We start from the raw sequence: 18,720 nt of genomic DNA, 5'->3' as shown, positions 1-18,720 counted from the left end.
GGACCCCGGCCTCACACCTCGATGCCCTCGAGCATCTCCGTGACGAGCGCCGCGACGGGCGAGCGCTCGGACCGCGTGAGCGTGACGTGCGCGAACAGGGGGTGCCCCTTGAGCGCCTCGATCACGGCCGCGACGCCGTCGTGCCGCCCGACGCGCAGGTTGTCGCGCTGGGCGACGTCGTGCGTGAGGACGACGCGCGAGCTCTGCCCGATGCGCGAGAGGACCGTCAGGAGCACGTTGCGCTCGAGCGATTGGGCCTCGTCGACGATGACGAACGCGTCGTGCAGCGAGCGCCCGCGGATGTGGGTCAGCGGCAGCACCTCGAGCATGCCCCGGTCGATGACCTCCTCGACGACCTCCTGCGAGACCAGCGCCCCGAGGGTGTCGAACACCGCCTGCGCCCAGGGGCCCATCTTGTCGGCCTCCGACCCGGGCAGGTAGCCGAGATCCTGGCCGCCGACGGCGTACAGCGGCCGGAAGACCATCACCTTGCGGTGCTGGCGCCGCTCGAGCACCGCCTCGAGACCCGCGCACAGCGCGAGCGCCGACTTGCCCGTCCCGGCGCGCCCGCCCAGCGACACGATCCCGATCTCCTCGTCCAGGAGCAGGTCGATCGCGATCCGCTGCTCGGCGCTGCGCCCGTGCAGCCCGAAGACGTCCTGGTCGCCGCGCACGAGCCGGAGCTGCTTGTCGGCCGTCACGCGGGCCAGCGCCGAGCCGCGCGGCGAGTGCACGACGGCGCCCGTGTGCACCAGCAGCGGACCCGGGTCCTGCCCGGTGAGGTCGAGGTCGGCGACCTCGAGCCGCTCGTGCTCCCACAGCGCCGCCATCTGCTGCTCGGCCACCTGGAGCTCGGTGGTGCCCGTCCAGCCCGAGTCGACCGCGAGCTCGGCCCGGTACTCCTCCGCCGTCAGCCCCACCGCCGACGCCTTGACCCGCAGCGGCAGGTCCTTGGAGACCAGCGTGACGTCGCCGCCCTCGTCGGCGAGGTTCTTGGCGACCGCGAGGATCCGGGTGTCGTTGTCGCCGAGCCGGAAGCCCGCGGGCAGGCACTGCGTGTCGATGTGGTTCAGCTCGACGCGCAACGTGCCTCCCGCCGCACCGATCGGCACGGCCTCGTCCAGGCGCCCGTGGCTCACCCGCAGGTCGTCCAGCAGGCGCAGCGCGCCGCGCGCGAAGTAGCCGAGCTCGGCGTGGTGGCGCTTGGCCTCGAGCTCGGTGATGACCACGACCGGGAGCACCACGGCGTGCTCGGCGAATCGCAGGATGGCGCGCGGGTCGGACAGCAGGACGGAGGTGTCGAGCACGAAGGTACGGCTCACGGGAGCTCCTCCCGGCGCCTCAGCGCCGATGTGGCTGCCTGGCGCCGGCCCAGCGCCGACACCCTGCTGGACGGGCCCGGTCGGCCGACCCGAGGGCCGGCCGAGAGCCCTCCTCCCGGAGCGTGTGCTCCATGGGGCGCCTCCCGAGGGACGACGGACGTCGTCCGATGCGGCGGACGCTACGCCGCGCCCGCGTGACGGACGTCACGCGACACGCGCGTGGCGCGATCGTTCACGCAGTCGTCACACAGGGCCGTCACGGCCCCGCGGTCACCGTCCGAGGCGCCGCTCGCGCGCCGCGTAGGCCCGCAGGGCGCGCAGGAAGTCGACCCGCCGGAAGTCCGGCCAGTACGCCTCGCAGAAGTAGAACTCGCTGTGCGCGCTCTGCCACAGCAGGAAGCCGCTGAGCCGCTGCTCGCCCGAGGTCCGGATCACCAGGTCCGGGTCCGGCTGGCCCTTGGTGTAGAGGTGCGCGGCGATGTGCTCGACGTCGAACGCCTCGGCCAGCTCCTCCAGGGACGTCCCGCTGTCCGCGTGCTCGCGCAGCAGGGACCGGACGGCGTCGGCGATCTCCCGCCGGCCGCCGTACCCGACGGCGATGTTGACGTGCAGCCCGACGACGTCGGCCGTGCGCGCCTGCGCGTCCCGGAGCGCCGCCGCGAACTCGGGCGGGAGGAGGTCGAGCGAGCCCATCACCTGCAGCCGCCACCGCCCGGTCGAGGCGAGGTCCTCGACGGCCCGCCGGATGATCGCCAGGAGGTCGTCGAGCTCGTCCCGGGCGCGGGCGAGGTTGTCGGTCGAGAGCATCCACAGCGTGACGACCTCGACGCCCGCCTCCTCGGACCAGCGCAGGAGCTCGGAGATCTTGTCGGCGCCGCGGCGGTGGCCCGTCGCGGCCCGCTCGCCGAGGCTGCGTGCCCAGCGCCGGTTGCCGTCGAGGATGACGCCGATGTGGCGCGGCACCGCCTCCGGCGGGAGCGACGCGGCCAGCCGGCGCTCGTAGACGCCGTAGAGAAGGTGCGGCAGGCGCATGGGCTCCTCGTCCGGGTACGTCAGGTGGTGGTGGACCGCGTCCGGGTACCGGCGCGACGGCACGACCCCGGAGAGTCACGCTACCGCCCTCGGGACGCGCGGACCGACCCGGCGCGCGGGTCCCCGGGGCGCCCGGGAACGCGCCCGACGGTGGGCACTGCGCCAGGCACACCGACGGGGCGCTGGACCAGGGACGTCGGTCCCGGGGCGTCCAGCCGGGTGGGTTAACCTACGGTGCCGTAAGTCCAGCGGTTCGCTGCAGAAGCGCGCGTCAGAAGGAGATCGATGGCCGCCGAGCTGGCCGACGCCGTCAAGCCGCGCCTGCGCGGGTGGGTGCACGCCGGAACCGCACCGATCGCCGTCGTCGGTGCCGTCGTCCTCCTCATGCTGTCGCCGACCAGACCTGCCCTCGTCGCGAACACCGTCTTCGGCCTCAGCGCCGTCCTGCTGTTCGGCACGAGCGCCGTCTACCACCGCGGCACCTGGTCGCCGCGGGTCGCGGCGGTCCTGCGACGCCTCGACCACACCAACATCTTCCTCATCATCGCCGGCACCGGGACCCCGCTCGCGGTGCTGCTGCTCCCCCCGGACCTCGCGCGCGTGCTGCTCATCGTGTCGTGGACCGGCGCGCTGCTCGGCACCCTCGCGCGCATCTTCTGGCTCGACGCGCCGCGCTGGCTCTACGTCCCCGTCTACGTCGCCCTCGGCTGGGTGTCGGTCGGCTTCCTGCCCCAGTTCTGGCAGGCCACCCACGGCCCGGCGATCGTGTGGCTGATCGCCGTCGGCGGTCTCGCCTACACCGTCGGGGCCATCGTCTACGGCACCAAGCGCCCCAACCCGAGCCCGCGGTGGTTCGGCTTCCACGAGATCTTCCACGTGCTGACGGTCGTCGGGTACGGCTGCCACTACGCGGCGGTCCTGCTCGCGACCACCGCCGCCGCCTGACCGCGCGGGCCGCGCGGCCTCACCACGCCGGGACCAGCAGCACCCCGACGAGGGTCGCGGCGACCACCGCCACCAGGACGGCGTCGCGCCGGCCGACGCCGGCACGGACGAGGACCGTGCGCCGCGCGCGCGGGAGCGCACCGAGCGCGCGCGTCTCCAGGGCGACGGCCACGCGCTCGGCCCGGCGCACGCTCGTGGCCAGGAGCGTGAACGCCGCCCGACCGACGTCCGCCGGGCCGCGCCCGGGCGCCACCCGGCCGTCCCGCACGCGGTGCGGGTCACGGGCCGCCTGACCCCGGCGCACGGTCGCCCACTCCGCCGGCAGGTCGTCCAGCAGCCGGTACGCCGCCAGCATCGCGCAGCTCACGCGCACCGGCAGGCGGGCCACCTGGTGCAGCGAACCCAGGAGCCGCTCGGGGTCCGTGGCGTGCCAGAAGGCCACGGCGCCCGCGCCCACGAGCAGGGTGCGGACGGCGAGCGCCGCACCCACCGCCAGACCGTGGTCGGTCACCTCGAGCCCGGCCCACGAGGCGAGCACCTCGCCGTCGCGCGACACCGCGTTGACCGCGAGCAGGCTCAGGCCGAACCAGACGAACGCGAGCTGGGAGGCGACGAGGCGCCGCGCCGGCACGCGCGCGAGGCTCGCGGCGGCCACGAGCGCCAGCACCCAGAGCACCGCGAGCGGCCGGGCGTCGAAGGTGCGCCCGAGCACCACGGGCAGCGCGACGACCACGCCCAGCAGGACCGTCGGGTCGCAGCCCGCGAGCCAGCCCGCGGGCGCGGCGGGACGTGCCGCGGCCGAGGTCATGCGCCGGCGCCGGCGTGGACGAGGAGCCCGGCACCCGCCAGGAGCGCGTCGTCGTCGAGCAGGTCGGCCGGGCCCGCCGCCACCACGTCGCCGTCGCGCAGCACCACGACCTGGTCGGCGACGCGGCGCGCGAGCGCCAGGTCGTGCGTCGCCAGCACGACGGCGGTCCCGCGCGCGGCCCGCGCGTCGACCAGCGCGACGACGTGTGCGGCCTGGAGGTCGTCCAGGCCGCACGTCGGCTCGTCCAGCAGCAGCACGGGCCGGTCGAGCACGGCCATCGCCGCGATCGTCAGCCGCCGCTGCTGCCCGCCAGAAAGCCGGAACGGGTCGGCGCCGGCGAGGCCGTCCAGCCCGAAGGTGGCCAACGCCTCGCGCACGACGCCGTCCCGGGCCTCGTCCGCGACGGCACGCTCGGCGGACGCGCGACCCGCGAGCCACCCGGCCCGACCCGCGCGCCGGTCCCGGAGGCCGTACGCCACCTCCGCGGCCACCGTCCGGGTGAGCAGCTGGTGCTCGGGCCGCTGGAGCACGAGCGCGGGCGGCGCCGCCCCCGTGCCGACGACGTCGCCGACGCCGGGGAGGAAGCCCGCGAGGCCGAGGAGCAGCGAGGACTTGCCGCTGCCGTTGCAGCCCACGACCGCGGTGACCTGGCCGGCCCGCAGGTCCAGGTCGACGTCCCGCACCACCAGCCGGCCGCCCTGGTGCCAGCCGGCCCCCCGCAGCCGGACGACGGCGGGACCGGGCCGCCCCCGGTCCCGCTCGGTGCGCACCGGCGCGGGCGGCACCGTGTCGCGGACGGCACCGCCCGACCGGACCCGGCCGGACCCGTCGAACCCGACCTCGCGGGTCGGCAGCCACGCCCCCGAGGACCGCCGGTGTGCCGCCAGGAGCGTCGTGCGCCCACCCTGCCGCGCGAGCGCGGCGTGGACGCGCGCGGCCCCGACCGGATCGAGCATCGACGTCGGCTCGTCGAGCAGGAGGAGCCGCGGGTCGCCCGCCAGCACCGCCGCGAGCGCGACCCGCTGCTGCTCTCCCCCGCTCAGGCGCGCCGTGCGGCGTCCCGCGAGGTGCGCGGCCCCGACGTCCTCCAGCGCGCGCCGGACCCGGGCGCGGATCTCGCCGGCCGGGACGCCGCGGTTCTCCAGCGGCAGGGCCACCTCGGCGTCGACGGTCGGCAGGCACGTCCCGGAGGCCGGGTCCTGGCCGAGCCAGCCGACGTCGAGCGCATGCGTGGGGACCGGCGTCGAGCGGGGGTCCCTGCCGAGCACGGCGACGTCGCCGCCGACGCGGGCCGCGACCGCCTGCGGTACGACGCCGGTGAGCACCGCCAGCAGCGTCGACTTGCCGCAGCCCGAGGGCCCCGTCAGCAGGACGCGCTCCCCCGCCTCGACATCGAGGTCAACGCCGTCCAGGCCCGGCCGGGCCCGACCCGGGAACCGCACCCGCACCCCGCGCAGGCGGACGACGCTCACGCGCGCGCCGGCGCCGCGTCGGCGTCGGCCGCCGGCTCGTCCCAACGGTCCCGACCGGCGGGGAAGTTGTCGAGGACGCCCGTGCGCAGGAGCCCCTCGGCGAGGACCTTGGCGAGGACGCCGGTGAGCAGCAGCCCGCTGAGCAGCTGCAGGACCACGCGCAGGACGAGGTGGTCCTGGTGCCACCAGTCCGCCGTCGTGCCGGCCCACAGGAAGCTCGCCGTCACCGCGGTCAGCCCGGAGGCGAGGAACGTCGGCCACCCGAAGCGTCGGTAGCGCGTCACGGCGAAGGCCAGCTCCGCGCCGCCGCCCTGGACGAGCCCCGCGATGAGCAGGGTCGGGCCGGCCGGGGAGCCGAGGAAGGCGAACTCGACGAACGCGGCGCCGATCTCGGCGGCGATCCCCGCACCCGGACGACGCACGACGAAGACGGCCAGCGGCGCGACGACGATCCAGCCACCCATGAGCGCGTTCTGCGCCAGGTCGCCGAGGGGCCCCATGGCGACCTGCAGGCCGCCCCACGCCTGGACCAGCGCCCAGTACAGGAACCCGAAGACGGCGGCCAGCACGGCGAGCACGACGATGTCCCGCAGCGCCCACGCGGCGCGGCCGGGCGCGGTCCGCGGGCTCACCGGCCGGCCGCCGTCGCGGCGGACGGGCTGCCCAGGCTCACGGTCGCGTGGCTCACGACGTGCCGCACCTCGCCGCCGACGGCGGCCCACGTGTCGACGACGGTCGCCAGCACGTCGGCGAGGTCGCCCTCCAGGCGCGTCACGAAGTGCTCCGGGCGGGCGAGCGTGCCCGCGTCCCCGGCGCGCGCGATCGCCCGCTCGATGGGCCCCATCGCGTCGGGGACCCCCAGCGGGTAGAGCGCCCAGTGGGCCGCCGCGCGCAGGCCGGTGGCCGGCAGGCTCACGGGTGCGACACCGGGCAGGTCACCCGCGACGGCGCACCCGGTCTCGCCGGCGACGCGGTCCAGCTCGCCCGGGCAGCCGCGCGACAGGTGCACCACGGCCACGACGTGGCCGCTCGGCGTCGCCGCCACGGCCGAGGTGAGCACGGCGACGAGGTACCGGGCGAGGTCCTGCTCCGGTCCGCGGACCAGCGTCGAGACGTCGTCGGTGGCGACCTCGAGACCCGGGACCTCGAGCGCCGCCGCCGCGAGCGCGCCGAGGATCGGGGGCACGACGTCGTCGGCCGCGGGCAGGAGCGTGAGGCGCAGGCCCACGCCCGCCCGGACGTGGTCGGGCACGTCGCCGCTCGTCGTCGGTGCCGTGGTCGTCGGTGCGGTGCTCGTCGGTGCGGTGCTCGTCGGTGCGGTGGTCCGGGTGGTCGGCATGGTGCCTCCTGAGTGCGCGCACGGCGCCCCCGGTGAGCGCGCGGCACGGCGTCGCCGGTCGCGACCGCCGCAGCGGCACCTCGCCCATCTCCCTACGCCGGTGCGAACCGGGTCAGGTTCCACGGGTCAGTGGCTCGACCTTGCGGTCCGACCACACTCTCAGCGCGTACGCGCTCCCCGGGGGCTTGTCCCGCCGACCCTCGCCGAGGGGTCGGCGCGTGTCAAGGGTCGGCCCGCGCCGTGGACCGCCGGTCAGTCCCCGGGGACGACGCGGTAGCGCCGGTTCCGCAGCGAGGGGTTGCGCTCCCGCACGCGCGCGACGACGCCGGCGTCGAGCTCGGCGGCGGCGACCTCCGGCCCGTCGTCGGCGTCCCGGCCGCGGTCGTCGGCCGCCACCCGCCCGGGGTCGCCGGCCAGCACGACGCCGTCGGGGTCCACGACCGCCGGCCCGCCGACGACGCCTGGCCCCCGCTGCGTCGCGCCCACGACGTAGGCGGTGTTCTCGATCGCCCGTGCGCGCAGCAACGTGGCCCAGTGGTCGGCCTTGTGCTCCCCGGCGGCCCACGCGGCCGGCACGGCGAGCACCGTCGCGCCCGCGTCCACGAGCAGCCGCGCGCTCTCCGGGAACCGCAGGTCGTAGCACGTGAGGACCCCGACCCGCAGGTCACCGACGGGCACGACGAGCGGCGCCGCAGCCGGGTCGCCCGGCTCGAGCCGCTCGGACTCGCGGTGGCCGAACGCGTCGTAGAGGTGCACCTTGCGGTAGACACCCAGGACCCCGTCCGCGCCCAGCGCCACCACGGCGTTGACGGCACGCTCCGGCCGGGAGCCCGGCAGCACCGTGCCGGCGACGACCACCACCCCGGTGCGCGCCGCGGCGCGCGCCAACCCGGCGACGAAGGGCCCGTCGAGCGGCTCGGCCTGGTCGGACCCCACCCCGCGCGGGTCGAAGGCGACGGCGTACTCGGGCAGCACCACGAGCGCCGCGCCGTCGTCGGCGGCGCGCTCCACGGCCGCCACCGCGGCAGCGGCCGCCGTGGGCCGGTCCGGGTCCGACCGCAACGCGACGGCGTGCACCCGGATCACGGGCGCCTCGGCACGCCGGCGACCGCCACGGGGGTCATCCGCGCGGGCCGCCCGGGTCCGTGCCCTCGGGGGCCTCGGCGTCCCGCGCGGGCCCGCCGGCCGGGCCGTCACCGGCCGCTCGCTCCTCCTCGGCCTCGGTCTCGAGACGTCCCCGGTGCTGCACGCCGCGGATCTTGCGGGTCATGGACAGGAACAGCGGGATGCACGCGACGACCGCGGCCAGGGTGACCAGGAAGCCGAGCACGCCGGGCGTGACGCTGTCCGGGTCCACGCCCTCCTGCAGCTCCGGCTCCGACGACGGCGTCGCCACGACGCTCGCGACCCAGGTGCCGGGGTGCGGTGCGGCCAGGGCGTCGACGTGCGCGCTCATCGCTGCACCTCCGGCTCGATGCCCGCGAACAGGTCGTCCTCCGGCAGCGTCGTGGGCACCCGCGACTCGGCGAGCTCGTACTCCTCGACCGGCCACACGCGGGCCTCGAGGCCACGCGGCACCGCGAAGAAGAAGCCCTCGGGGTCGATCTGCGTCGCGTGCGCGACCAGCGCCGCGTCACGCGCCGGGAAGTAGTCGCTGCACGGCACGCGCGTCGTGACGGGGCGCTCGGGGATCTCGCGCAGCTCGCGGCTCGCGAGCCAGTCCCCGAACGGCGACTCGAGGCCCTCCGCGCGCACGGCGTCGTGGATCGCGCGCATGCGGGCGATCGAGAAGTCGTGGTTGTAGTAGAGCTTGAGCGGCTGCCACGGCTCACCGGAGTCGCGGTAGCGCTCCGGGTCCCCGGCAGCCGCGAAGGCCTCGACCGCGACCCGGTGGCACATGATGTGGTCCGGGTGCGGGTAGCCCCCGCTCGGGTCGTACGTCGTCATCACGTGCGGCCGGAACTCGCGCACCAGGCGCACGAGCGGCTCGGCGGCCTCCTCGAGCGGCACGAGCCCGAAGCAGCCGTCCGGCAGCGGTGGCAGCGGGTCGCCCTCGGGCAGGCCCGAGTCCACGAACCCCAGCCACTGCTGACGCACCCCCAGGGCGGCGGCCGCCGCCGCCATCTCGACCTGGCGGACCTCGGCCATCTCCTCGAGCGACGCGTGCACGTGCCCGTAGCGGGGGTTGAGGATGCTGCCGCGCTCGCCGCCCGTGCACGTCGCGACCAGCACGTCGGCGCCCTGCGCGGCGTACATGGCCGTCGTCGCGGCGCCCTTGCTCGACTCGTCGTCCGGGTGCGCGTGCACCGCCATGAGGCGCAGGCCCGCCCGGGGCGCCGCGCCGGAGCCGGCGGGCCCGGGCTCGTCTCCCGCGGCGCTCGTGCCTGGGGCGTGGTTCACGGACGTGCCTCCTCGTTCGGTCGTGCGGGTCCGGTCGCGGTCCGACCAGCCTCTCGCACCGGGGACAATGGTGACGCACGGCGACGACACGTCGCACCACGCCCGACCTCGCCGAGGTGAGCATCACGTCCACGACCGGCACCACGCCCCCCGACGGCCGTTACGGCACGACGCCCGGACCCGGGGCGCGCCGCCTCCAGCGCGCCCTGGTGGTGCTGCTCGGGCTGGGAGCGGTCGCCCTCGCCGTCTGGACCGGGCTCGGCGCGGGCGCCAAGCCCGTGACCTGGAAGGACGTCGGTTTCACGGTCGGCGACGGCGACATCGAGATCGTCTACGACGTCATCCGGCCCGACCCCTCCGTCGAGGTCCGGTGCCGGCTGCACGCCCTGAACCAGCAGCACGCCCAGGTCGGCGTCGTGGTCGTCGACATCGGCCCGGCCGAGGCCCGGACGGTGCGGCTCGCGAGCACCGTGGCGGTGTCCGAGCCCGCGGTGACGGGCGTCGTCGAGAGCTGCTGGACCCCCTGAGCGGCGCTCACGCGCCGCCTTGCTACAATCGTCGTTTCCACGCCCCCATGTCCCGGCGCAGCGTCGCGCACCGTGGCCCTCACGGCGCCGCCGTGAGTCGGCTGGTCGGGACGGGCGCCGGATCCCCGAACGAGCAGATCTGCCGAACGACCACGTCTGCGGCCCCCCGCAGCCTGACCGTGGGCCGCAGGCCCACGCACGCACCACGGAAGGAGCGATCGTGACCGAGACGAGCACGTCCGTCATCTGGCTGACGCAGGAGGCGCACGACCGCCTCGCCGCCGAGCTGGACCGTCTGACGACCACGGGCCGCACGGACATCGCCTCGCGGATCGAGGAGGCGCGCTCCGAGGGCGACCTCAAGGAGAACGGCGGCTACCACGCCGCCCGCGAGGAGCAGGCGAAGCAGGAGGCCCGCATCCGCCAGCTCCAGCAGATGCTGCGCAACGCGCGCGTCGGCGAGGCGCCGCCGGACGACGGCGTCGTCGAGCCGGGCATGGTCGTCGAGGCGACCGTCGCGGGTGAGCGCATGCGCTTCCTCGTGGGCTCGCGCGAGGTCGCCGAGGGCACCGACCTCGACGTCTACAGCGCCGGCTCGCCCCTGGGTGCCGCGATCGTCGGCCGCTCGCGCGGCGAGACGACGTCGTACACGGCGCCGAACGGCAAGCAGATCTCGGTCGAGATCCACGAGGCCACGCCCTACCAGCCGTGACCGTCGGCGCCCCACCGGGCGCCGGCACCGCACGACCCCGACGCCGTCGGACGCGTCCCCCACGGGGGTCCGTCCGGCGGCGTCGTCGCTAGGCGCATGGCCGCCCATGAACCGCGACCGAGCGGCCACCACCCGCACACCGTCACGCCGTCGTGCGCCGACGGCAGGTCCGCGGTGGCTCAGCCCGCGACGACCCGGTAGCCCAGGCCCCGCAGGTGCTCCAGCACCTGCGCGCAGTGCTCGGGACCGCGGGTCTCGACCTGGACGCCGATCTCGACCTCGTCCACGGTCAGGTCGACGCCGGTGCGCACGTGCCCGACGTGCATGACGTTGCCACCCGTCGCGGCGAGGTCGCCCAGGAGCGCCGCGAGCGACCCGGGCTGGTCGTCGACGCGCACGTGCAGCTGCAGGTAGCGCCCGGCGGACGCCAGCCCGTGGCGCACCACGCGGAGCAGCACGAGCGGGTCGATGTTGCCGCCGGACAGGACCACCACGGCGGGCGTGCGCACCTCGAGGCCCGCCATGAGCGCCGCGACCCCGGCCGCGCCGGACGGCTCGACGAGCATCTTCGCGCGCTCCGCGACCAGCAGCAGGGCCCGCGAGAGGTCCTCCTCGGAGACCGTGCGCACCCGCACGCCGTGGGCGTGCAGCAGGCCGAACGGCACGTCGCCGGGACGGCCGACGGCGATGCCGTCGGCCATCGTGCTCAGGCGCTCGGCCGGCACGGGGCGGCCCGCCGCGAGCGAGGCCGGGTAGGCGGCAGCCCCAGCGGCCTGCACGCCCACGACCTCGACGTCCGGCCGGTCCGCGAGCGCCGCCACGACGCCCGCCGCGAGGCCGCCGCCGCCCACCGGCACCACGACGGTCCGCACGTCCGGCACCTGCTCGAGGATCTCGAGCGCGATCGTGCCCTGCCCCGCGACGACGTCGGCGTGGTCGAAGGGGTGGATCAGCACCGCACCGGTGCGGTCGGCGTGGTCGCGCGCGGCCAGGAGCGCCTCGTCGACGCTGGTGCCGACGAGCTCGACCGCCGCGCCGTACTGGCGCGTCGCGGCGACCTTGGGCAGCGCGGCGCCGACCGGCATGTAGACGGTCGCGTCGACGCCGAGCAGGCGGGCCGCCAGGGCGACGCCCTGCGCGTGGTTGCCCGCGCTCGCCGCGACCACGCCGCGCGCCTGCTCCTCGGCGGTCAGGCGGGACATCCGCACGTAGGCGCCGCGGATCTTGAAGGACCCCGCACGCTGCAGGTTCTCGCACTTGAGCAGCACGGGACCGCCGGCGAGGTCGCTCAGGGCGCGGCTGGACTCGACGGGCGTGCGCAGGACGACGCCGTCGAGCACGGACGCCGCCGCGACGACGTCGGCCGGCACCACGGGGTCCACGGTCCGGCTGCTGCTCGCCTGCGTGCTCATGACCTCAGGCTGCCACGCCCGGGTCGTCGACCGGGCCCCCGTTGAGCCGGCGCATCCGCGCCGCGAACCCCGCCTCGTCGCGCCCCAAGGAGGGGAACTTGTCGTGCCCGTGCAGGTAGAGCACGACCGTGTTGAGCGTGGCCAGCAGCGGCACGGCGAAGAGGGCCCCGACGATGCCCGCGGCCAGCGAGCCGGCCGTCACCCCGAGGAGCACGGCGACGGGGTGGAGCGAGACCGCGTGGCCGAGCAGGAGCGGCTGGAGCACGTGCCCCTCGAGCTGCTGCACGCCGAGCACGATGGCGAGCATGATCAGCGCCGTGCCGGCGCCCTGGTCCACGAGGGCCACGAGCACCGCGATCGCACCGGTGGCGATCGCGCCCACGAACGGGATGAAGCTGGCGAGGAAGACGAGCACCGCCAGCGGCAGGGCGAGCGGGATGCCGAGGATCGCGGCGCCCACGCCGATGCCGACCGCGTCGATCGCGGCGACGAGGATCTGCGTGCGCGTGAAGGCGCCGAGCGTGATCACCCCGCGTCGCGACGCCTCGAACGCCGCCTCGCGCGACCGCATCGGCAGCAGGCGAAGCATCCAGGTCCAGATCAGCGAGCCGTCCTTGAGGAAGAAGAACAGGCAGAACAGCGTGACCACGGCGCCGGCGAGCACGTGCCCGACCGTGGTCGTCACGGAGACGGCGCCCGAGACGAGCGTGCCGCTGTTCGCGCTGAGCTGGTCCTGGGCCTGGTCGAGGTAGGCGTCGATCTGCGCCTGGTCCACCCCGAGCGGGCTCGCCGCGAGGCTGCCGAGCAGCTCGTCGAAACCGGCCTGCGCCTGGGTCCACAGCTCACCGACGCCCTGGGCGATCTCGCGTCCGGCGAGCACGACCAGCCCGGTCACGACCCCGAGCAGCACCACGACGGCCAGTCCCGAGGCGACGCCCCGCGGGACCCGGGCGCGCCGGACGAGCAGGTCCACCGCCGGCGACAGCAGGACCGTGAGCAGCAGTGCCAGGAGCACCGGCACCCAGATGACCTTGGTGTAGGCCATGACGATCGCCAGGACCGCCACGGCGACCGAGATGAGCAGGAGGCGCCACGCGAACGCCGCGGCGACGCGCACCCCGCGCGGCACCGACTCGCTCGCCGGTCGCCGGTCCACGGCGCCGGGCTCCGCCGCGCTCGTCAGCGGCGCGGTGGTCTGCGGCGCGCTCACGCGAGCGCCTGGCCGAGGTCGGCCACCAGGTCCGCGACGTCCTCGATGCCCACCGAGAGGCGCACCAGGTCGTCCGGGACCTCGAGCGGTGACCCCGCGACGGACGCGTGCGTCATGCGCCCGGGGTGCTCGACCAGCGACTCGATGCCCCCGAGCGACTCGGCCAGCGTGAAGACCTTGGTCCGGGCGCACACCTCCAGCGCCTTCTCCGCGCTGCCGACCCGGAACGAGACCATGCCGCCGAAGCCGCTCATCTGCCGCGCGGCGAGCTCGTGGCCGGGGTGGCTCGCCAGCCCCGGGTAGATCACCTCGGTGACCGCGGCGTGCTCGGCGAGGAACCGCGCGACGGTCGCCGCGTTCGAGCAGTGGCGGTCCATGCGGACGGCGAGCGTCTTGAGGCCGCGGAGCGTGAGCCAGGCGTCGAACGGCCCGGCGACGGCACCCGACGCGTTCTGGTGGAACCCCACCGCGTCGGCCAGCGACGCCGTGCCCGTGGGTCCCGCGAGCCCGACCGGCAGCTGGGCGCCGTCGGCCACGACGAGCGCACCGCCGACGACGTCGCTGTGGCCCCCGATGTACTTCGTCGTCGAGTGCACGACGACGTCCGCGCCGAGCGCGAGGGGCTGCTGCAGGTACGGCGTCGCGAACGTGTTGTCGACGGCGAGCACGGCGCCCGCCGCGCGCGCGAGCGCCGACAGGGCCGCGATGTCGCTCACGCCGAGCAGCGGGTTCGTCGGCGTCTCGACCCAGACCGCCTTGGTGCGTCCGGGCACGATCGCGGCCGCGACCGCGTCGAGGTCGGACAGGTCCACGGGCGTGTGCTCGATGCCCCAGGGCCCGAAGACCCGGGCGACCAGGCGGTAGGTGCCGCCGTACGCGTCGTCGGGCACCACGACGTGGTCCCCCGGACGCAGCACCGCCCGCAGCAGCGTGTCCTCCGCCGCGAGGCCCGACGCGAAGGCGAAGGCGGCGGCCCCGCTCTCGACGGCCGCGAGGGCCTCCTCGAGCGCGGTGCGCGTGGGGTTGGCGGACCGCGAGTACTCGTAGCCGCCTCGCAGGCCGCCGACGCCGTCCTGCTTGTAGGTCGAGACCTGGTAGATCGGAGGGACGACGGCGCCCGTCGTCGGGTCGGGCTCCGAACCGGCGTGGATCGCGCGGGTCGAGAAGCCGGCAGAGGTCCAGTCGTGGGGTGCGTCGCTCACGGGCCCAGGCTAGAGGGACACACGGGAACACGGCGCCCCCCGTCCGAGGTTGATCCGGAGGTCACCCGCACCACCCAGGAGGACGCCGTGTTCGGATCGCGACTGCGCACCACGATGGTCACCCCGGAGCGCGCGCTGCGCGGCCGGGACGCCTACCCCTACCCCGTGCCCGAGCGCCACGCGGTCCTGGGCACCCCGCTGGCCGGTCCGTGGCCGACGGGCACCCAGACCCTGTACGTCGCCCTCGGGTGCTTCTGGGGCGCCGAGAAGGAGATGTGGCAGCTGCCGGGCGTCGTGACGACCGCCGCGGGCTACCAGGGCGGGTACACGCCGTTCCCGACCTACGAGGAGGTGTGCACCGGCATGACCGGGCACACCGAGGCCGTGCTCGTCGCCTACGACCCCACCGTGCTGAGCACGACGGAGCTGCTGCGCACGTTCTGGACCCTGCACGACCCGACGCAGGGCTTCCGCCAGGGCAACGACGTGGGCACGCAGTACCGCTCGGCGATCTACCCGACGACGCCCGAGCAGGCCGCGGCCGCGTTGGCGACGCGCGAGGCGTTCGAGCCGGAGCTGCGCCGCAACGGCTACGGCCCGATCACCACCGAGATCCGCGCCGCCGAGGACGCCGGGCGCTTCTACTACGCCGAGGAGTACCACCAGCAGTACCTGCACAAGGTGCCGAACGGGTACTGCCCGGTGCACTCGACCGGCGTCGCCTGCCCGCTGCCGACGGCCTGAGCCCGGCGCGGCGGCGCCCTCCCGAGGGGGGGCGCGGCGGCGCCCTCCCGAGGGGGGACGCCGCCGCGCGAGGTCATCCGCGCGGCGTAGTCCGCGGCATCCCGCATCTGGTCCCTGCGGGCGTCCCGGCCGCACCCGGTCCGCTCCTACGTTCGAGGCACACGCCCAACGCAGGAGGACAACCATGATCGAGGCCACAGGGCTCACCAAGAGGTACGGGGACAAGACGGCGGTCGACGGGATCTCCTTCACCGTCCGCCCGGGCATGGTGACCGGGTTCCTCGGTCCCAACGGCGCCGGCAAGTCCACCACGATGCGCATGATCGTCGGGCTCGACCGCCCCACCGCCGGGCACGTCACCGTGAACGGCAAGCCCTACGCCCAGCACCGCGCCCCCCTCGGCGAGGTCGGCACGCTGCTCGAGGCGAAGGCGGTCCACACCGGCCGCTCGGCGCGCAACCACCTGCTGGCGCTCGCCGCGACGCACGGCATCAGCCGGGCGCGCGTCGACGAGGTCATCGAGATGACGGGCCTGGCCAGCGTCGCCAAGAAGCGCGCCGGCAAGTTCTCCCTCGGCATGGGGCAGCGCCTCGGCATCGCGGCGGCCCTGCTCGGCGACCCGCAGACGCTGATCCTCGACGAGCCGGTCAACGGCCTGGACCCCGAGGGCGTCCTGTGGGTCCGCACGCTGCTGCGGCACCTCGCGTCCCAGGGCCGCACCGTCTTCCTGTCCTCGCACCTCATGAGCGAGATGGCGCTGACCGCCGACCACCTCATCGTCGTGGGCCGCGGCCGCCTCATCGCCGACGCGCCCGTCGCGGAGATCGTCGCCCGGGCCCAGACCGACGTCGTGCGCGTGCGCACGCCGCAGGCGACCGAGCTCGAGCGCGCCCTCACCGCCCAGGGCGCCACGGTGACCTCCGTGGCGCACGACCTGCTCGAGGTCGCGGGCAGCACCACCGCCGCGATCGCCGACACGGCCCTGCGGGCCGGCGTCGCCGTCCACGAGCTGGCGGCCGTGCAGGCCTCCCTCGAGGACGCGTACATGCGCCTCACCGCGGGCGACGTCGAGTACCAGTCCAGCCCCGTCCCCGGCGCCCCGAGCGCCGCCGCGACCGCCGGGAGCGCGCGGTGAGCGCCGCGACGGCCGCCGCGCCGCTCGCCCCGGCCCGCCGCGCGGCGACCGTGCGACCGGTCACCTTCGGGCGCCTCGTCGCGTCCGAGTGGATCAAGCTCCGGAGCCTGCGCTCCACGTGGTGGAGCCTCGGCGTCGCCGCCGCCTTCCTGGTCGCCTTCGCCGTGCTGCAGACCTGGGGCACGTCGACCGACCCCCTGAACTTCGGCAGCGGCGTCTCGCAGAGCGGCGCCTCCTTCGTCACCGGCGGCTGGTTCCTCGTCCAGCTCGTGGTGTGCGTGCTCGGCGCGCTCCTCATCACGGGCGAGTACGGGACCGGGCAGATCCGCTCCACCCTGAGCGCCGAGCCGCGCCGGATCCCTGTCCTGGCCGCCAAGCTGGTCGTGCTGTTCGGCACCGTCTTCGCCGCCATGACCGTGGCCGCCGCGATCGGCTGGGCCGGTGCGTCGCCGTGGTTCGACACCATCGGCGTCTCGATCGACCTCACCGACCCCAGCGACCTGCGCGTCCTGCTGGGCACCCCGCTCTACCTGGCGACCGTGGCCGCGCTGGCGTTCGCGTTCGGTGCCCTGCTGCGCAACTCGGCCGCCGCCATCGCCACGGTGCTCGGGCTGCTGCTCGTGGTCGAGAACGTCTTCTCGCTGATCCCCGGCCGGTTCATCGAGCTGGCCGGCCCGTTCCTGCCCTCGCGCGCCGGCAGCCTGGTGCTGCAGGACGACAGCAGCCTCGACGCCCACGTCATGTGGAGCGAGATGTCCGACGTCGCGGCACTGGGCCCGTGGCAGGGCTGGGCCGTCCTGGCCGCCTGGGTCGCGGTCCTGCTCACCGTCGCCGCGGTGCTCCTGCGCCGCCGCGACGCCTAGCGTGCCCGCGCACGCCGACATCGTCGGCCACGTCGTCGGCCGAGGCACCCACCAGGGCTACGGCATCATGGCGGCATGGGTCGTCGTGCTCCTCGCGGTGGCGGCGGTGCTCCGGGGTCGGAGGGACGCCTGAGCGCCGTGACCGCTCCCCCGCCCGAGCCGGCGGCCGCACCGCTCTTCACCGAGCAGTCGGCGCGCCGGCTCGGGCCGGTCCGGCGGTTCTTCGCTCAGCACCCGGTCGTCGTGGACGTCCTGCTCATCCTGTGGTTCCTCGTCTTCGCCCTCTTTGTGCCGCTGGTCAGCGCCGACACGATGCGGTACGACTCCGTGGCGGAGAACGACCCGCTCGCCGACCGCATGTGGTGGTGGGTGCTGGGTCTCGCCCTCGCCGGCTCGGTGGTCCTCACCCGGCGCCGTGCCCGCCCGCTCGCGGTCACGGCGGCGATGACCGCCCTCGGCGTCGTCTCGCTCGCCACGACGGGCCAGATCGGCGGGTTCGACCTCGGCGTGGCGTTCGGGGTGTACGTCGTGGCCGCGTCGTACCGCCCGTCGGTCACGTGGCGCACCGTCGGGCTCTGCACCGCGGTGCTCGCGGCGGCCGCCCTGGCGCCGGCCGCCCGCGCGTACGCCTACTTCGCGGACGGCTGGGCACCGCCCCCGGGCAGCGCCAGCACCGTCCGCGACCCGGTGGCCCTCTCGGAGTGGTTCGCCATGCTCCTGCTCCTGGCCATCTGCGTGCTGCTGGCCGTGTCCTTCGGCACCGGCGTGCGCAACCGGCGCCTGCACCTGGCGGACCTCGTGGAGCGGGCCAACGCGCTCGCCCGCGAGCGTGACCAGCAGCTGCGCCTGGCCCGCGTCGCCGAGCGGTCCACGATCGCGCGCGAGATGCACGACGTCGTCGCGCACAGCCTGTCGGTGATGATCGCCCTCGGCGACGGCGCGAACGCGGCCCTGGACCGCTCACCCGACCGGTCGCTCGCGGCGCTGCGCGAGCTCTCCGCGACGGGCCGCTCGGCGCTCGGCGACATCCGCCGGATCTTCGGCGTGCTCGGGGCGCAGGAGGGGAGCCCGGGCGGCGGCGCGCCGGCCGCGGGCCCGGCGCCGTACGAGCCGCAGCCCGAAGGGCTGGACCTGGCCGCGCTGGTCGAGCGCTTCCGAGCCGCCGGGCTGCCGGTGCGCGCCACCGGTCTGACCGACCCCGCCCTCGAGCGGGCCGACGCGCGGCTGCGCCTCGCGGCCCACCGCATCGCCCAGGAGGCGCTCACCAACGCCCTGCGCTACGCGCCGGGCACGGCGGCGGTGGAGCTCGCGGTCCGCCGAGGGCCCGGCGTCCTCGAGATCGAGGTCGTCGACCGCGGGCCGGCCGCGCCCGTGCGGACGGGCCAGGGGTCGGGGCGCGGCATCATCGGCATGCGCGAGCGCGCCGCCGTCAACGGCGGCGCGCTCGAGGCCGGGCCCTACGCGGGGGGGTGGCGCGTGCGCGCGTCCCTCCCGTGGCCGGACGACGCGTCGGACCGCACGCCGGCGCCCGCGAGCGCCTGACGGCACGGTGCCGGAGCACGCGGCCCCGGACGGCGACGCCTCAGGGAGGACGCCT

The 18,720-nt window shown here is 75.8% G+C and carries 20 protein-coding genes and 1 riboswitch; of the genes, 8 read left to right on the top strand and 12 right to left on the bottom strand.

Going from position 1 to position 18,720, the window contains the following annotated elements; all coding sequences use genetic code 11:
* Window positions 1-11: 11 nt before the first annotated feature.
* Window positions 12-1,322, bottom strand: a complete 1,311-nt coding sequence (locus tag H2O74_RS04380) for a PhoH family protein (protein ID WP_182113299.1) — start codon at window positions 1,320-1,322, stop codon at window positions 12-14.
* A 270-nt stretch (window positions 1,323-1,592) separates the two neighbouring features.
* A complete protein-coding gene (locus H2O74_RS04375) occupies window positions 1,593-2,354 on the bottom strand; it encodes an isoprenyl transferase (protein ID WP_182114044.1) in 762 nt (253 codons plus the stop codon).
* A gap of 285 nt (window positions 2,355-2,639) precedes the next feature.
* Between H2O74_RS04375 and H2O74_RS04370 the strand changes: the two genes are divergently transcribed.
* Window positions 2,640-3,299 carry a hemolysin III family protein gene (locus tag H2O74_RS04370; RefSeq protein WP_182113298.1) on the top strand — a complete coding sequence of 220 codons (660 nt, stop codon included), beginning with the start codon at window positions 2,640-2,642 and terminating at the stop codon, window positions 3,297-3,299.
* Window positions 3,300-3,318: 19 nt separating this feature from the next.
* On the opposite strand, the gene H2O74_RS04365 is transcribed toward H2O74_RS04370, so the two are convergent.
* From H2O74_RS04365 to mca, 7 genes are all read right to left on the bottom strand, one after another.
* Entirely contained in the window at window positions 3,319-4,107 is a 789-nt protein-coding gene (locus H2O74_RS04365; RefSeq protein WP_182113297.1) for an energy-coupling factor transporter transmembrane protein EcfT, read from the bottom strand.
* On the bottom strand, window positions 4,104-5,579 hold the full coding sequence (locus H2O74_RS04360; protein WP_182113296.1) for an ABC transporter ATP-binding protein: 1,476 nt from the start codon (window positions 5,577-5,579) through the stop codon (window positions 4,104-4,106). Before H2O74_RS04360 ends, H2O74_RS04365 begins: the two co-directional genes overlap by 4 nt.
* Entirely contained in the window at window positions 5,576-6,211 is a 636-nt protein-coding gene (locus H2O74_RS04355) for an ECF transporter S component (protein WP_182113295.1), read from the bottom strand. Before H2O74_RS04355 ends, H2O74_RS04360 begins: the two co-directional genes overlap by 4 nt.
* Entirely contained in the window at window positions 6,208-6,918 is a 711-nt protein-coding gene (locus H2O74_RS04350; protein ID WP_182113294.1) for a YkoF family thiamine/hydroxymethylpyrimidine-binding protein, read from the bottom strand. Before H2O74_RS04350 ends, H2O74_RS04355 begins: the two co-directional genes overlap by 4 nt.
* Before the next feature lie 70 nt (window positions 6,919-6,988).
* Window positions 6,989-7,108, bottom strand: a riboswitch (TPP riboswitch).
* Window positions 7,109-7,170: 62 nt separating this feature from the next.
* Entirely contained in the window at window positions 7,171-8,004 is an 834-nt protein-coding gene (locus tag H2O74_RS04345) for a nitrilase-related carbon-nitrogen hydrolase (RefSeq protein WP_182113293.1), read from the bottom strand.
* A gap of 34 nt (window positions 8,005-8,038) precedes the next feature.
* Window positions 8,039-8,374 carry a hypothetical protein gene (locus H2O74_RS04340; RefSeq protein ID WP_182113292.1) on the bottom strand — a complete coding sequence of 112 codons (336 nt, stop codon included), beginning with the start codon at window positions 8,372-8,374 and terminating at the stop codon, window positions 8,039-8,041.
* The gene (gene mca / locus H2O74_RS04335; RefSeq protein ID WP_182114043.1) at window positions 8,371-9,231 is read right to left on the bottom strand and encodes a mycothiol conjugate amidase Mca; all 861 of its coding nucleotides are present in this window, start codon (window positions 9,229-9,231) and stop codon (window positions 8,371-8,373) included. The genes H2O74_RS04340 and mca overlap by 4 nt, the downstream gene beginning before the upstream one ends.
* A 203-nt stretch (window positions 9,232-9,434) precedes the next feature.
* Between mca and H2O74_RS04330 the strand changes: the two genes are divergently transcribed.
* The gene (locus tag H2O74_RS04330) at window positions 9,435-9,845 is read left to right on the top strand and encodes a DUF4307 domain-containing protein (RefSeq protein WP_182113291.1); all 411 of its coding nucleotides are present in this window, start codon (window positions 9,435-9,437) and stop codon (window positions 9,843-9,845) included.
* 220 nt (window positions 9,846-10,065) lie between these two features.
* Complete coding sequence (greA, locus tag H2O74_RS04325) at window positions 10,066-10,557, top strand: transcription elongation factor GreA (protein WP_182113290.1); 492 nt, start codon at window positions 10,066-10,068, stop codon at window positions 10,555-10,557.
* Window positions 10,558-10,736: 179 nt separating this feature from the next.
* On the opposite strand, the gene ilvA is transcribed toward greA, so the two are convergent.
* Genes ilvA through H2O74_RS04310 form a run of 3 tightly spaced genes read right to left on the bottom strand, consistent with a single transcriptional unit; the run spans window position 10,737 to window position 14,381 of the window.
* Entirely contained in the window at window positions 10,737-11,969 is a 1,233-nt protein-coding gene (ilvA, locus tag H2O74_RS04320; RefSeq protein WP_182113289.1) for a threonine ammonia-lyase, read from the bottom strand.
* A gap of 4 nt (window positions 11,970-11,973) precedes the next feature.
* Window positions 11,974-13,179 (bottom strand): AI-2E family transporter, encoded by a 1,206-nt coding sequence (locus tag H2O74_RS04315; protein ID WP_182113288.1) that lies wholly within the window; start codon window positions 13,177-13,179, stop codon window positions 11,974-11,976.
* Complete coding sequence (locus H2O74_RS04310) at window positions 13,176-14,381, bottom strand: cystathionine gamma-synthase (RefSeq protein WP_182113287.1); 1,206 nt, start codon at window positions 14,379-14,381, stop codon at window positions 13,176-13,178. The genes H2O74_RS04315 and H2O74_RS04310 overlap by 4 nt, the downstream gene beginning before the upstream one ends.
* Window positions 14,382-14,495: 114 nt before the next feature.
* Here H2O74_RS04310 and msrA point away from each other — a divergent pair, with 114 nt between their 5' ends.
* The 5 genes from msrA (at window position 14,496) to H2O74_RS04290 (ending at window position 18,665) form a co-directional block, all read left to right on the top strand.
* Window positions 14,496-15,125: a peptide-methionine (S)-S-oxide reductase MsrA gene (msrA, locus tag H2O74_RS04305; RefSeq protein WP_182114042.1), complete on the top strand. Its 630-nt coding sequence runs from the start codon at window positions 14,496-14,498 to the stop codon at window positions 15,123-15,125.
* Between the two features lie 184 nt (window positions 15,126-15,309).
* A complete protein-coding gene (locus H2O74_RS04300) occupies window positions 15,310-16,260 on the top strand; it encodes an ABC transporter ATP-binding protein (RefSeq protein WP_182113286.1) in 951 nt (316 codons plus the stop codon).
* Window positions 16,257-17,123 (top strand): ABC transporter permease, encoded by an 867-nt coding sequence (locus H2O74_RS04295; RefSeq protein WP_255491775.1) that lies wholly within the window; start codon window positions 16,257-16,259, stop codon window positions 17,121-17,123. Before H2O74_RS04300 ends, H2O74_RS04295 begins: the two co-directional genes overlap by 4 nt.
* A gap of 1 nt (window position 17,124) precedes the next feature.
* The gene (locus tag H2O74_RS16605) at window positions 17,125-17,256 is read left to right on the top strand and encodes a hypothetical protein (protein ID WP_255491774.1); all 132 of its coding nucleotides are present in this window, start codon (window positions 17,125-17,127) and stop codon (window positions 17,254-17,256) included.
* A gap of 5 nt (window positions 17,257-17,261) precedes the next feature.
* A complete protein-coding gene (locus H2O74_RS04290; protein ID WP_182113285.1) occupies window positions 17,262-18,665 on the top strand; it encodes a sensor histidine kinase in 1,404 nt (467 codons plus the stop codon).
* The last annotated feature ends 55 nt before the right edge of the window (window positions 18,666-18,720 follow it).

The organism is Actinotalea sp. JY-7876 (assembly GCF_014042015.1).
GTDB lineage: Bacteria > Actinomycetota > Actinomycetes > Actinomycetales > Cellulomonadaceae > Actinotalea.
Note: the sequence above shows the minus strand (reverse complement) of the source record. Positions and strands in the feature narration are given on the sequence as shown.